The organism is Curtobacterium sp. PvP017 (assembly GCF_054060195.1).
Genome location: NZ_JBSSCY010000003.1, coordinates 119,936 through 133,857, shown reverse-complemented (window position 1 = coordinate 133,857; position 13,922 = coordinate 119,936). Strand labels below are relative to the sequence as shown.

General features: G+C 70.6%; 9 protein-coding genes. 3 read left to right on the top strand and 6 right to left on the bottom strand.

Going from position 1 to position 13,922, the window contains the following annotated elements:
* Nucleotides 1-15: 15 nt before the first annotated feature.
* Complete coding sequence (gene sucB, locus ACVKXF_RS08165; protein ID WP_456795420.1) at nt 16-1,512, top strand: 2-oxoglutarate dehydrogenase, E2 component, dihydrolipoamide succinyltransferase; 1,497 nt, start codon at nt 16-18, stop codon at nt 1,510-1,512.
* Between the two features lie 105 nt (nt 1,513-1,617).
* On the opposite strand, the gene ACVKXF_RS08160 is transcribed toward sucB, so the two are convergent.
* Nucleotides 1,618-2,433 carry a hypothetical protein gene (locus ACVKXF_RS08160; protein ID WP_456795419.1) on the bottom strand — a complete coding sequence of 272 codons (816 nt, stop codon included), beginning with the start codon at nt 2,431-2,433 and terminating at the stop codon, nt 1,618-1,620.
* Between the two features lie 128 nt (nt 2,434-2,561).
* Here ACVKXF_RS08160 and ACVKXF_RS08155 point away from each other — a divergent pair, with 128 nt between their 5' ends.
* A complete protein-coding gene (locus ACVKXF_RS08155) occupies nt 2,562-3,275 on the top strand; it encodes a DUF4191 domain-containing protein (RefSeq protein WP_123312779.1) in 714 nt (237 codons plus the stop codon).
* Nucleotides 3,276-3,554: 279 nt separating this feature from the next.
* Here the strand turns inward: ACVKXF_RS08155 and ACVKXF_RS08150 are convergent, their stop codons facing one another.
* Nucleotides 3,555-4,010 carry an RDD family protein gene (locus tag ACVKXF_RS08150; RefSeq protein WP_123312780.1) on the bottom strand — a complete coding sequence of 152 codons (456 nt, stop codon included), beginning with the start codon at nt 4,008-4,010 and terminating at the stop codon, nt 3,555-3,557.
* Nucleotides 4,011-4,150: 140 nt separating this feature from the next.
* Between ACVKXF_RS08150 and glnA the strand changes: the two genes are divergently transcribed.
* Nucleotides 4,151-5,575 carry a type I glutamate--ammonia ligase gene (gene glnA / locus ACVKXF_RS08145; RefSeq protein ID WP_456795418.1) on the top strand — a complete coding sequence of 475 codons (1,425 nt, stop codon included), beginning with the start codon at nt 4,151-4,153 and terminating at the stop codon, nt 5,573-5,575.
* A gap of 212 nt (nt 5,576-5,787) precedes the next feature.
* Here the strand turns inward: glnA and ACVKXF_RS08140 are convergent, their stop codons facing one another.
* The 4 genes from ACVKXF_RS08140 to ACVKXF_RS08125 all read right to left on the bottom strand — a co-directional run bounded on the left by ACVKXF_RS08140 (nt 5,788) and on the right by ACVKXF_RS08125 (nt 13,916).
* Nucleotides 5,788-7,215 carry a UDP-glucose dehydrogenase family protein gene (locus tag ACVKXF_RS08140; protein ID WP_456795417.1) on the bottom strand — a complete coding sequence of 476 codons (1,428 nt, stop codon included), beginning with the start codon at nt 7,213-7,215 and terminating at the stop codon, nt 5,788-5,790.
* Complete coding sequence (locus ACVKXF_RS08135) at nt 7,212-8,843, bottom strand: glycosyl hydrolase (RefSeq protein WP_456795416.1); 1,632 nt, start codon at nt 8,841-8,843, stop codon at nt 7,212-7,214. The genes ACVKXF_RS08140 and ACVKXF_RS08135 overlap by 4 nt, the downstream gene beginning before the upstream one ends.
* On the bottom strand, nt 8,836-10,461 hold the full coding sequence (locus ACVKXF_RS08130; protein ID WP_123312784.1) for a glycosyltransferase family 2 protein: 1,626 nt from the start codon (nt 10,459-10,461) through the stop codon (nt 8,836-8,838). Before ACVKXF_RS08130 ends, ACVKXF_RS08135 begins: the two co-directional genes overlap by 8 nt.
* Nucleotides 10,462-10,964: 503 nt before the next feature.
* Nucleotides 10,965-13,916 carry a bifunctional [glutamine synthetase] adenylyltransferase/[glutamine synthetase]-adenylyl-L-tyrosine phosphorylase gene (locus ACVKXF_RS08125; RefSeq protein ID WP_456795415.1) on the bottom strand — a complete coding sequence of 984 codons (2,952 nt, stop codon included), beginning with the start codon at nt 13,914-13,916 and terminating at the stop codon, nt 10,965-10,967.
* Nucleotides 13,917-13,922 lie beyond the last annotated feature (6 nt).

Below are 13,922 nucleotides of genomic sequence, written 5' to 3'. Positions count from 1 at the left end.
AGAGGAGTCCACCCGATGAGCGAATCCGTCAGCCTCCCGGCGCTCGGCGAGAGCGTCACCGAGGGCACGGTGACCCGATGGCTGAAGAACGTCGGTGACCGGGTCGAGGTCGACGAGCCGCTGCTCGAGGTCTCGACCGACAAGGTCGACACCGAGATCCCGTCGCCCGTCGCCGGCGTCATCGAGGAGATCCTCGTCCAGGAGGACGAGACCGTCGAGGTCGGCACCGCCCTCGTGAAGATCGGCGATGGCTCGTCCGACTCCGGTTCCTCCGACGCCGGTTCGTCCGACGAGTCCTCGAACGATGCCGCTGCCGAGGCAGAGGCCCCCGAGGCCGAACCGAGCACCGAGCAGGAGTCCGAGACCCCCGCCCCGGAGCCCACCGAGCCCGAGCCGGCTCCGGCCGGACAGACGCAGCCCGCAGCCCCGCAGGCACCGTCCGCGCCGCCCGCCGCCGCCCCGGTTCCGCAGGCAGCCCCGGTCCCGCCGCCCGCCGCCGCCCCGGCTCCCCCGGCCGCGGTCCCCGCCCCCGCAGCACCGGCCGCAGCGCCCAGCGCGACGACCGCCGCCGCGGTGCCGAACCCGTCGCAGGACGGCGCAGCCTCCGGCTACGTCACGCCGCTCGTCCGCAAGCTCGCCAACGAGCAGGGCGTCGACCTGTCCACCGTCACCGGCTCCGGTGTCGGCGGGCGCATCCGGAAAGAGGACGTGCTCGCGGCCGTCGCGAAGGCCCCGGCCGCCGGTGGTGCAGCTGCACCCGCCGCCGCGTCCGGCCCGTTCGTCGCCGAGGTCTCGCCGCTGCGCGGCACCCGCGAGAAGATGACGCGCCTGCGCAAGGTCGTGGCCGAGCGTGCCGTGCAGTCGATGACCTCGACCGCTCAGCTCACGAGCGTCGTCGAGGTGGACGTCACGAAGGTGGCGCAGTTCCGCGACGCCCACAAGGCGGAGTTCCTCGAGAAGACCGGTTCGAAGCTCTCCTTCATGCCGTTCTTCGCCCTGGCTGCCTCCGAGGCGCTCAAGGCCCACCCGAAGATCAACTCGACGGTCGAGGGTGACGAGATCGTCTACCCGGAGTCCGAGAACGTCTCCATCGCGGTGGACACCGAGCGTGGCCTGCTGACCCCGGTCATCAAGGACGCGGCGTCGCTCGACCTGGCGCAGTTCTCCAAGTCCATCGCGGACCTGGCGGAGCGCACCCGGAACAACCAGCTCAAGCCCGACGAGCTCGCCGGCGGCACGTTCACGCTGACGAACACCGGTTCGCGTGGCGCGCTGTTCGACACCCCCGTCGTGTTCCTGCCGCAGTCGGCGATCCTCGGTACCGGCATCGTCACGAAGCGTCCCGCGGTCGTGAAGGTCGACGGGCAGGAAGCGATCGCGATCCGTTCGTTCGTCTACCTCGCGCTGTCGTACGACCACCGGATCATCGACGGTGCGGACGCATCGCGGTACCTGGTCGCGGTGAAGAACCGCCTGGAAGAGGGCAACTTCGCCCCCAACCTCGGGTACTGACACCCCGCAGCACGGCCGACGGCCCCGGTTCCCCTTCGTGGGGAGCCGGGGCCGTTCCCGTTCGTGGGGAGCCGGAGCGGTCCTCGTTCGTCGGCGGCCGCGGCGTCAGCCACCACCACCCGGCGGACCGGCACCGAGCGCGGAGACGGCCGCGACGACCGTGCCGATCGCGACGACGACGCCGACCAGGGCGCGCCGGAGCGGCACGCGTCGCTCCACGCCGACGGGGATGCCGAGTTCGACGACCGCACGCAGCCGAGCCGCCACGCCACCGGGATCGAGCGGCGGGTCGGCCTCCGCGAACACCAGGTCGGCCGGGGGTGGCGTCCACCGGAACGGCCGTGGCGGCGCAGCGCCCCGCACCGTGTCGAGGGCCGTGCTCACCGCGGTACGGTCACCGTCCAGTGCCGCGACGAGTGCAGCGTCCACCTGGTCGCGCGACGGATCGCGCGGGTCCACCCGGTCCCAGACCACCCGCGCGGCGAGCACGAGGACGCCTGCGGCGTCGGTGCTGCCCGGGTCCGTGCCGTCGCGGACTGCCCCAGCCGGGTGGTCGCACAGCACGACGGCGCCGGCGTCGTCGACCAGGACGTCGTCGATCCCGGCGACACCGAGCCGCAGCGCACCGTCCACCGCCGCGACGAGCAGCTCGAGCAACGGGACGCAGAGGGTCACAGCGACCCCGGTCGTCGGGGCGCCGAGCCGTTCGAGCGCAGCCGGGAGCGGCGTCCCGCACGGGCGGTCGAGCAGCACCACGAGTGCGCCGTCAACGGTCCGACCGACCGCCGAGACGGGGACCAGGTGGCGGTGCCCGGTGGCACACCGGTCCGCCACCCACGAGGCAGCTGCAGCGTCGTCGGCCTGCGCGACCCAGCGGTCGGTCCGGGCGCCGTGGGTGCCCTGGTCGGTGCTCGTGTCCATGGTGACGAGCGTGTCGGACGCGGGTCGGGCCTCCTGGCCGTCCGGCCCGACCTGTGGACAACGCGTGTTCGCGCACAGCCGGACCGGCTGCGGTCTCCCCCGGACCGCGGAGGCCGTATCCTGTCAGCATGGCACGCAGCACTTCCACAGACACGAAGGCGAAGGAGCCGGGGCGTCTCAAGCAGATGTTCCAGGTCTTCCAGATGACCCGGCGGGCCGACCCGTCGTCGGTCTGGTGGTTCGCCCTCGCATTCGTCGGCCCGGTCGTCCTCGGCATCGTGCTGGCGCTGGTGCTCCCCGGCCAGAACTGGCTCGCGATGATCCTGTGGATCGTCGCCGGTGTCCTGATGGGCGTGCTCCTCTTCCTGATCGTCCTCGGCCGGTTGGCCGAACGCGCCGCGTACTCCCAGATCGAGGGCCAGCCCGGCGCCGTCGGTGCGGTGCTCTCCAACTCGCTGCGTCGGCAGTGGCGCTCGAGCGAGATGCCCGTCGCCGTGCACGGCCGGTCGCAGTCCGCGGTCTACCGCGCGGTGGGTCGCCCCGGCGTCGTCCTCATCACCGAGGGCCAGCGCGGCAACCTGAAGCGGCAGCTCGACGAAGAGCGCCGCAAGGTGCAGCGCATCGTCCCGAACGTCGCGGTCCACGTGGTCAGCGTCGGTGACGGCGACGACACCATCACCCTGCACAAGCTCCCCCGTGCGATGAACAAGTTCAAGAAGTCGCTCAACCGCAACGAGGTCCTGGCGGTCGCGAACCGCCTTGACTCCCTGACGCAGAGCCCCGCGGCCGCGATCCCGAAGGGCATGGACCCGATGCGGGCTCGCGCCGGCCGTCCGCGCTGATCCGTCCCCGAAGCTGCACTGCAGAACGCCCCCGACCGTGCCAGGTCGGGGGCGTTCTGCGTGCGTGCGGCGGGCGGGGCCAGCCGGGCGCACCGTGCGGCTTCGGTTACCCGGTGCGGGGTTGGCCACTCGGTGCGAGCCTGTCGCGCTGCACCGAGCGGGCAACCTCCCGTGCCGACGAACCTCGCACCGTGCGCCCGCACCCCGCCGCGCCCCGGCGACGAACCTCGCACCGTGCGCCGCAGGACCCGGCCGCGCCCCCGCCGCACGTGACGCCGGTCAGCGCCGGACCAGCACCGTCCCGGCGATGCGGTCGTGCGCGCCGCGGCTGTCCCGGTCGATGATGAGCGCCGGCACCACCAGGCAGAGCAGGACGGTGCGGACGACCGGACGCCACACCCCGACGTAGCCCCCGCGCATCGGCACGACGCGCAGGCCGACGCAGATGTGCCCGAACGAGCCGGACAGCAGGCAGATGAAGAGCACCTGGAGCGCGGCGAAGATCGCCAGCTGCACCCACGAGTGCGCGATGTCCCCGGAACCGTTCACCGGCGACCAGACCCCGGTCACGTAGGCGATGAGGTCGGCGAGTGCTCCGTCGATCAGCAGGGCGACGATCCGCCGTCCGATCCGCCCGACGCTGCGGGGACCGTCCTCGGGCAGCCCCAGGTCCTTGCCCGGCCAGCCGTCCGGGTGCTCGGAGGGCGCGGACGGACGGGAGGAGCTGCTAGCCATGCGACAAGCGTAGGCGACCGGCCGCCCGTAACACGCCCGAAACAATCCAGTCACGTCCGGGAAACCCCGTGTCAATAGCCTCGTCGGAGGTGCCTTGATCGGTGCCTCCGACATCACCCAACCCATTGGAGATCGGCCCCATGTTCAGCGATTCCTCCGAGGTCCTGGCCTTCATCAAGGACACCGACGTCAAGTTCCTCGACATCCGATTCACGGACCTGCCGGGTGTGCAGCAGCACTTCAACATCCCCGCCTCGACCGTCGACGAGGACTTCTTCTCGGTCGGCCAGCTCTTCGACGGCTCCTCGATCCGTGGGTTCGCGTCGATCCACGAGTCCGACATGCAGCTGATCCCCGATGTGACCACCGCGTACGTGGACCAGTTCCGCGCCGAGCGCACGCTCATCATGATCTTCGACATCTACAACCCGCGGAACGGCGAGATCTACGGCCGCGACCCGCGCCAGGTGGCGAAGAAGGCCGAGAAGTACCTCGCGTCGACGGGCATCGCGGACACCGCGTTCTTCGCCCCCGAGGCCGAGTTCTACATCTTCGACGACGTCCGCTACTCCGTCACCCAGAACGAGTCGTTCTACGCGGTCGACTCCGAAGAGGGCGCCTGGAACACCGGTCGTGATGAAGAGGGCGGCAACCTCGCCAACAAGACCCCGTACAAGGGTGGCTACTTCCCCGTGTCGCCGGTCGACAAGACCGCCGACCTGCGCGACGACATCACCCTCAAGCTGATCGACGCAGGCTTCGAGCTCGAGCGCTCGCACCACGAGGTGGGCACGGGCGGCCAGCAGGAGATCAACTACAAGTTCGACACGATGGTCCACGCCGCGGACGACATCCTGAAGTTCAAGTACATCGTGAAGAACACCGCTGACCAGTGGGGCAAGGTCGCGACGTTCATGCCGAAGCCGCTCTTCGGCGACAACGGCTCGGGCATGCACACCCACCAGTCACTCTGGTCGGAGGGCAAGCCGCTGTTCTACGACGAGAACGGCTACGGCGGCCTGTCGGACCTCGCTCGTTGGTACATCGGCGGTCTGCTGAAGCACGCTCCGGCGCTGCTCGCCTTCACGAACCCGTCGATCAACTCGTACCACCGCCTGGTCAAGGGCTTCGAGGCGCCGGTCAACCTGGTCTACTCGGCCGGTAACCGTTCGGCTGCGATCCGCATCCCGATCACGGGCACCAACCCGAAGGCCAAGCGCATCGAGTTCCGCGCACCGGACGCCTCGGGCAACCCGTACCTCGCCTTCGCGGCGCAGCTGATGGCCGGCCTCGACGGTATCCAGAACCGCATCGAGCCGCACGAGCCGGTCGACAAGGACCTCTACGAGCTCCCGCCCGAGGAAGCCAAGAACATCCCCCAGGTCCCCGGCTCCCTCGACGAGGCGCTCGACTTCCTCGAGGCGGACCACGAGTTCCTCACGAAGGGCAACGTCTTCACCGAGGACCTCATCCAGACCTGGATCGACTACAAGCGCGAGAACGAGATCCTCCCGCTGGCCCAGCGCCCGCACCCGTTCGAGTACGAGCTGTACTTCGGCGTCTGATCCCCACGCACGGAAGGCCCCGCACCGTCAGGTGCGGGGCCCTTCGTCTGTGCCGCGACAGCGACAGTGTGCCGCGAACCATTCACGGGATTCTGTCGCTTTCGCGAGACGATTCGGCCGGCTGGAGCGCGGGCTGCGGACGCACCGCACGCCAGCGCGCACGGGAACGGGGCCCGTGCCGCCCGGCACGGACCCCGCTTCGCGAACGGTGACTACCGAGCCGTGGCCAACGAGTCGTTCGTCCCCGCTGCGACGCTCACGGGTGCACCCGTGACCGGCGTGGGCCGTCCCAGGGAACGGACGGTCCACCCCGCTTTGACCCAGTCGTGGACCGGGAGGCAGTTGCGCGCGTCGATCACGACGCGGCGACCGACGAGGTCACCGAGGGCGACCGGGTCGGCGGTGATGATCTCTTCCCACTCGGTGAGCACCAGGACGACGTCGGCGCCCTCGATCGCGTCCGTCATCGACGCGGCGTAGCTCAGCGTCGGGAACGAGCGCTTCGCGGGTTCCATCGCCTCGGGGTCCCAGAGGGTGACCTGGGCGCCGCGCAGGTGCAGCGCAGCGGCGACGTTGAGCGCCGGGGAGTCCCGCACGTCGTCGGTGAGGGGCTTGAACGCGGCGCCGATCACGGCCACGCGACGGTTCAGCACCGATCCCCCGGCCGAATCGATCGCCATGTCGATGACCCGCTGACGCTGGCCCATGTTGATCTCGTCGACCTGCTGCATGAGCCCGACGACCTGGCCCGCGCCGATCTCGTTCGCGCGGTGCATGAGGGCCCGGATGTCCTTCGGCAGGCAGCCGCCGCCGAAGCCGAGGCCGGCGTTCAGGAACTTCCGGCCGATGCGGGCGTCGTGCCCGAGGGCGTCGGCGAGCGTCGACACGTCGGCGCCGGTGATCGCGCACATCTCCGAGATCGCGTTGATGAACGAGATCTTCGTGGCGAGGAACGCGTTGGCGCTCACCTTGACGAGCTCGGCCGTCGCCAGGTCGGTGGTGATGACCGGGGTGCCCTCGCTGATGGGTGCGGCGTAGACCTCGCGGATGACGGCGTCGGCGGCCTCCGACGCGCCGCCCCAGACCAGGCGGTCCGGGTGCAGGGTGTCCTCGACGGCCTTGCCCTCGCGGAGGAACTCCGGGTTCCAGATGAGCTCGGCGTCGATCCCCGAGGGCGTGAACTCGCGGACGATGCCGCGCAGCCGCGCTGCGGTGCCGACCGGCACCGTCGACTTCCCGACGATGAGGCCCGGGTGGGTCAGGTTCTCGGCGACACCGCGGGTGGCGCTCTCGACGTACGCCAGGTTGGCGGCGTGCGAGCCGGCCTTCTGCGGGGTGCCGACGCAGACGAAGTGGACGTCCGCGGCGGCGACGGCCGATGCGATGTCGGCGGTGAACCGGAGCTTGCCGCTCGCGACGTGCTTCGTGATGAGCTCGGGCAGGCCGGGTTCGAAGAACGGGACCTCGCCGGCGGACAGTGCGGCGAGCTTCGCCGGGTCGACGTCCACGCCGATGGTCTCGAAGCCCATCTCGGCCATGGCGGCCGCGTGGGTGGCGCCGAGGTAGCCGGTGCCGATGACGCTGATGACGGGTGCGGGACGGGTGTCGGCCTGGTCGGGCGACTTCTTGGACGCGGTCATGGCGTGACCTCCTGCAGGTCGTAGTCGATGTCGTTGCGCTTGATGCCCTCGGCGAAGGCCGCCAGGGAGTCGGCTCGTGAGTTGAGCCGCCAGTCGTTCGTGGTGCGTGTGCCGTCGACGATCGTGGTCGCGGTCTCGCTGAAGTACGCGAAGCCGATGATGTCCGAGTTGGCGGGGTCGGCCAGGGCGTCGAAGAGCGAATCGATCCACTGGGTCTTCTGCGGGTTCGAGACGCTGCCCCCGGTCTCGGTGGCCCCGATCTCGTTGAGCACGATGCCCTTGCCCGGCGCGACCTGCCGGATCTGGGCGAGCGTCGCGCCGAACGTGTTCTCGAAGGTCGGCTGCTCGGTGGCGTCACGGTAGTAGCCGCTCATGCCGACCCAGTCGACGTACTCTGCGCCCGGGTAGTAGTTCTGCATGTACTCGAGCGTCTGGTACTTCGCGTTGCCGAGCTTGTCGATGCGCGACGGCGACCAGTCCCAGATGGCGTACTGGTTCGCCCCGTTGGCCTGGAAGACCTTCCAGACGTGCTGCCACATCGCGGTGTACGAGCCGGCGGCGTTCTGCTGCTTCGCGGATTCGGACCAGTTGTACCACTGACCGTTCATCTCGTGGTCGAACCGGATGACGAGCGGCTGGCCGTTGGCCGCCAGCGCCTTGGCGTACTGCGTCAGGTAGGCGTCGAACTTGCCGGAGATGACGTCCTCATTGGTGTAGCCCTCGACGTACGGCTGGTCGTTGCCCGTCTTGGCGGGTACCGACTCCCACGTCATCATCGGCAGACGCCCGTTCGCCCACGAGCGCTGGACGGCGTTCTGGTTGAAGTCCTGGTCGAAGCCCTGGAAGAAGCCGACCATGTTCGTCGCCTTCCCGACCTCTTGCGAGACCTGGTCGTACTCGGACCAGTTGAACGGGGACTGCGCCGTGTACAGGCCGTACCAGCGGGACTGCTGCGCGAGGATGTCCGCCTTGGTCGGGACCGCCACGGGCGTGGTGCCCGGGTCGGTCGACGGGCCGGGGTTCGGGTTGGTGACCCCACCGGAGCCGCCGTCGGACCCGCCGGAGCCGCCGCCCGAGCCGCTCCCGCTCCCGCTCCCCGAGCCGGACCCGTTGTCGGACACACCGGACCCGCCGGACCCGCCTGACCCACCGGACCCACCGGACCCACCGGACCCCCCGGACCCGGAACCCGAGCCGGAGCCCGAGGTGCCGGCCCCGTTCGCACCGGAACCCGAAGCGTTGACGGAGGACGAGCCTCCCGAGCCCTTCGCGGAACCGAGCTGGGACTGGAGCGACGCGATCTGCGCCTTGAGCTGCGTGATCTGGTCGCCGCGCGACCCGGCCTGGGCCGTGCGGGAGTCGAGCTTGCCCTCGAGCGCCCAGATGCGGTCCTGGGCGGCGTCGAGCTGCGTCTGCAGCTCGGCGGCGGACACCTTCTTGGCCTTCGGGGCGGTGACCCCGAGCGCCTGGTGGACGGCGGTGGAGACGGGGCCGGCCGGGGAGACCCAGACCGACCAGGTGATGAGGGCGAGGGCGAGGACGATGGCGGTCGTGCCGACGGCCGTCCAGCGGGCGTGCTTGCTCGACTGCGCCCACCAGGTACTCGAGGAGCGGATGATGTCAGACAATGAGGAACGCCTCCAGGGCGAAGATCGCGAAGCCGATGCAGTACGGGATCGCGGCGTACGGGTTGTACCGGCGGGCCTTCACGGGGGCGGTCCGTGGGGCCGCGGGCTGCTGGTCGGCGAACGCCGCTGCTGCCTCGCGCCGGGTCGCGAGCACGGTCGCGGTGGAGTTGGTCGTGGCGTCGGCGCCGAAGAGCTCGTCGAATGCGCGGTCCACGGCCACCTGCTCGTGCGCGGCGCCGGACGGTGTGCCCTGCAGCTGGACGAATCCGTCGAGCGCCTGGGCGCGGTCCGCCGCGTCGATCGGGCTGAACGGGATCTGCGTGCCAGGGGTGGTCGGCTGGACGCTCTCGGCGGGGTCCTCCTGCATCGGACCGCCGGCGTAGGCGCCGGCCCGGGTCCCCCAGCCGGACGCGTGCGCCAGGCGGAAGAAGCCGATGAGCCGGATCGGCATCAGGAAGAACGTCGACACGATGATGAACATCGGCAGGCGGAAGAAGTCGCTCGGCTTCTCGGCCAGGTGGCGCATCTGCCGGATGGCCATGCTGAGCACCGACGACACGACCATCAGCGCGGCGACGTAGACGAAGCCGGTCGAGAAGCCGTACTGCGACAGGATGCCCTGGTACAGGTTCTCGCCCTGCCCGGTGAATGCCCGGTAGACCCAGCCAGCGATGACGCCGAAGAGCATGAACGGCAGGATGATGTCGGTGATGAAGAACGCCGCCAGCACCGGGGCGTGGCCGAGCATCCACGGCAGCATGCGCAGCGTGTTGTACTGCGAGCCGCGGGCCCAGCGGAGCTGCTGCTTGAACAGCTTCTTCACCTGCAGCGGGGCGTCCGTGTAGACCAGCGAGGTGTACTGGTAGACGGTCCGGTACCCCTCCTTGAGCGTGAGGTTGGTCAGCGTTCGGTCGTCGGAGACCTCGAGGAAGACGCCCATGAACTTCTCGTGCATGAACTTGTCCATGACCCGGACGAGGATGTTCCGTCGGAACGCGATCGTGCGCCCGGGCAGGCAGCCGATCTGCCCGAGGACGCTCTGCGCGGGCATCGAGTAGAGCGCCCGGGAGTTCTCGAGCCAGTCGGCCCAGCGCGTGATCCAGCTGCGCTCGGGCTCGAGGATGCGCTGCCGGGTCGTGACGCCGCCGACGGACTCGTCGGCGAAGGGCTTGAGGAGTTCCTCGAGCGCGCCGGGGGTCCAGACGGTGTCCGAGTCGACGAGCACGGTGATGTCGCCGTTGGACATCTCGGTGCCGACCTTGACGGCGTTGCGCTTGCCCGGGATGGGCGTGTGGGTCCAGCGGACGAGCGGGGCGAACTCGTCGCAGACGGCTTCGAGCGCCTCGTTGCGGGCGCCGTTGATGACGACGATGATCTCGCCGGGTCGCTGCTCGACCATGCGACCGATGACGTCGCGGAACAGGTCGAGCGGTTCGTCCACGACGGGGACGACGACGCTGGTGGTACCGACGAAAGTGCCGGTGAACGGGCGGTAGCGGGCGGAGATGACGACCTTGACCAACCAGAGCAACCAGATCACCGCGGAGTACACGGCGAACAGGTAGAACTCGGGGTGGCCTTCGACCATCTGCCTGATCTGCAGAATGAAGGTGAACACTGATCCCTGCTTCAACGTTCGAGGTGGAGATTCCGCGACGTTGGGGAATCAGGGTCGGTTCGGGTGATGCCATTGACGCAGAAACCTGAACCCCCGCGCAACGCGACCCCCGTCCGGGGGCGTTTCGAACGCGTTACGGGGTACACACTTGTCCCCATCTCCGCCGGGACCAGTGGTCCCCCCTCGTGCTGACAGCACTCCTGCGGACCGGGTCCACCCGATCGGTCACCCTGGTACGCGACGCGTGATGCCGGGAGGCGCGGATCACCAACCCAGGAAACCCCTGTTCAGGGCGTCGTCACCGGGCGAGTCGGCGCGCACCTCCGGCAGGTCGGCCGGCAGCCCGGTGCAGGGTGGTCACGACGCGGTAACGACCGGCCCGCCGACGCCGCTCGGGGTACAGTCCGAAACGAACGGGGGACGGTGCGCGACACGGGGAATTAACCTCCGACGTCCCGTCAGCTTCGGCTCCGGGGAGCATGCCCGGGCGTGTCGCGGTCGCGTCAGGCGCCGTAGAACTCGCGCTCGAAGACCTGCCGTGCACGCCGGGTGACGCCGAGGTAGTCCTCTTCCAGCTGGCTCGCCGAGCCGGGCGGGTACTCCATCAGCCGCGCCACGCCCTCGAGCTGCACGCGGTCGACGGGCAGCACGTCCGTCGTCTTCCCCGACCAGAGCACCAGGGCGCTGCGCGTCCGCGAGGCGAAGCGCCAGGCCGCACCCAGCCGCTCGCCGTCGTCGGCGCTGACGAACCCCGCGGACACCGCACCGTCGAGCGCCTCGAGCGTCGACGTGGTGCGGAGCGCCGGGACCTCGAGCGCGTGCTGGAGCTGCAGGAGCTGGACGAACCACTCGACGTCGCTCAGGGAGCCCCGACCGAGCTTGAGGTGGCGGGCCGGGTCGGCACCGCGCGGCAGCCGCTCGGACTCGACGCGCGCCTTGATCCGCCGGACCTCGCGCACCTCGTGCTCGTCGATCCGCTCCGGGTAGCGCGTGCGGTCCGCCAGGTGCTCGAAGTCGCGGAGCAGCTGCGCATCACCCACGGCGCCGCGGGCACGGAGCAAGGCCTGCGCCTCCCACGTCAGCGACCACCGGGCGTAGTAGGCACCGTAGGACTCGAGGGTGCGGGCCACGGGGCCGTTCTTCCCCTCGGGGCGCAGGTCGATGTCGAGGTCGAGCGGGTGGACGGTGTCCTCGGTGAGCCGGTTCAGCTCGCGCACGATGGTCTGCGCCGTCCGGGAGGCCACCTCGGGCGCCAGGTCCGGGGCACGGTAGACGTAGAGCACGTCGGCGTCGGAGCCGAAGCCGAGCTCACGGCCGCCGTACCGGCCCATCGCGATGATCCCGAACTCGAAGTCTGCCGGGGCGTCCCGTCGAGCGAGCGCGAGGGCCCCGGCGAGCGTCGCCTCGGTCACGTCGCTGAGTGCCGCGCCGAGGGCGTCCACGTCGAGGTGCCCGAGCACGGCGGCCATGCCGAGGCGCAGGGTCTCGCGGCGACGGGCCGAGCGCAGCAGGCCGGCCGCCCCGTCGACGTCGTTGCCGTGCCGCGCGGTCGTCGCGGTCATCTCGGCGAGCAGCGACTCCATCGGGCGGGCACGGAGGAGCGTTTCGGGTTCGTCGAGCCAGGCGACCGCCTCGGGGAAGCGTTCGAGGAGTCCGGACAGGAACGCCGACTCGGACAGCACCGTGGTGAGCGAGTGCGCGGCCCCGGACGAGTCGCGGAGCATCCGGAGGAACCAGCTCGACTCCCCCAGCGTGTCGCTGAGCCGTCGGAACGCCAGCAGGGCCCGGTCGGGTGCCGGCCCCTCGGCCATCCACCGCAGGAGCACCGGCAGCAGGTTCCGCTGGATCGCCGCCCGTCGGCTCGTCCCCTGCGTGAGTGCCCGGATGTGCCGCAACGCACCGGGCGGGTCGACGAACCCGATCGCGCCGAGACGGTCGACGACCTGGTCGTCGGTCAGGACGATCTCGTCCTCGGTCGCGGCGACGGCGGACAGCAGGGGCCGGTAGAACAGCCGCTCGTGCAGGCCACGGACCTCGAGCTTGACGGCACGCCAGCGGGTCTCGAGCGCGGAGGCCGAGGTGGCCACGCCGCTCGACCGGGCGAGGACGCGCAGCTCTTCCTCGTCCGTCGGCATCAGGTGCGTCCGCTGCAACCGGCGGAGCTGGATGCGGTGCTCGAGGACGCGGAGCAGGGCGTAGTCCGGGCCGAACCGTGCGGCCTCGGCCCGCCCGACGTAGCCGGCAGCCGTCAGGGCGTCCATCGCCTCGAGGGTGGACCGGACCCGGACCGACTCGTCGTCGCGACCGTGTACGAGCTGCAGGAGCTGCACGGTGAACTCGACGTCCCGCAGCCCACCGGGACCGAGCTTCAGCTGCCGGTCGACCTCGCCGTCGGGGATGTGCTCGGTGACGCGTTCGCGCATGCGCTGGACCGACTCGACGAACCCGGGGCGTGCCGACGAGCTCCAGACGAACGGGGCGACGGCGTCGGCGTACCGGGCACCGAGGTCGGCCGACCCGGCGATCGGCCGCGCCTTCAGCAGCGCCTGGAACTCCCACGACTTCGCCCACCGCTCGTAGTAGGCGACGTGCGAGTCGAGCGTGCGGACGAGGGCACCGTCCTTGCCCTCCGGTCGCAGGTTCGCGTCGACCTCCCACAGACCGGGCTCGGCGGCCAGGTCGGTGATCGCGTGGGTCGCGGCGATCGCGATCCGCGTCGAGATGAGGACGGCGCGGTCGGTGCTGATCTCGTCGGTGGACTCGGTGACGAAGATGACGTCGACGTCGCTGACGTAGTTCAGCTCACGGGCGCCGGCCTTGCCCATCGCGATCACGGCGAGCGGGGTCGCGGCGACGTCGGCCGCCGGGAACGGGACCTCGCGCCGGGCCACGTCGACCGCGGCGTCGAGCGCTGCCCCGGCCAGGTCGGCCAGTCCGGCGGCGACCGCCGGGAAGGCCTCGGTCGGCGACGTGTGCAGCACGTCGTAGAGGGCGATCTGGGCGAGGTGCCGGCGGTACCGCACCCGCAGGCACATCCGCGCCTCCTCGCCGGTGGCGCCGTCGATCCCGTCGATCAGGGACGCCGTGTACTGCTCCTGCGACCAGGGTGCGACGACGGGCTCGAGCAGCAGCGCGAGCTCGGCCGGTCGGCGGTGCAGGAACTCCCCGAGACCGACCGAGGCGCCCAGGAGTCGGATCAGCCGCTCGGTCGCTGCCTCGTCCGCCAGGACGGGGCGCAGCTCGTCAGGAGCACGTTCCAGCAGCCGTTCCAGCAACCGCAGCGCACCGTCGGGATCCGCGGTGATGCCCCAGAGCGCAGGGGTGCCGCTGACCGGCAGCGGGACGACGGAGCCGAACCGCGCCTCCAGGTCGGCGATCCGCTCGAGGCTCTCCGACAGCTCGGCGAACCCCAGGCGGGCCAACTCGGAGCGCGACGACGTCGTCCGACCGGTCATGTGGTG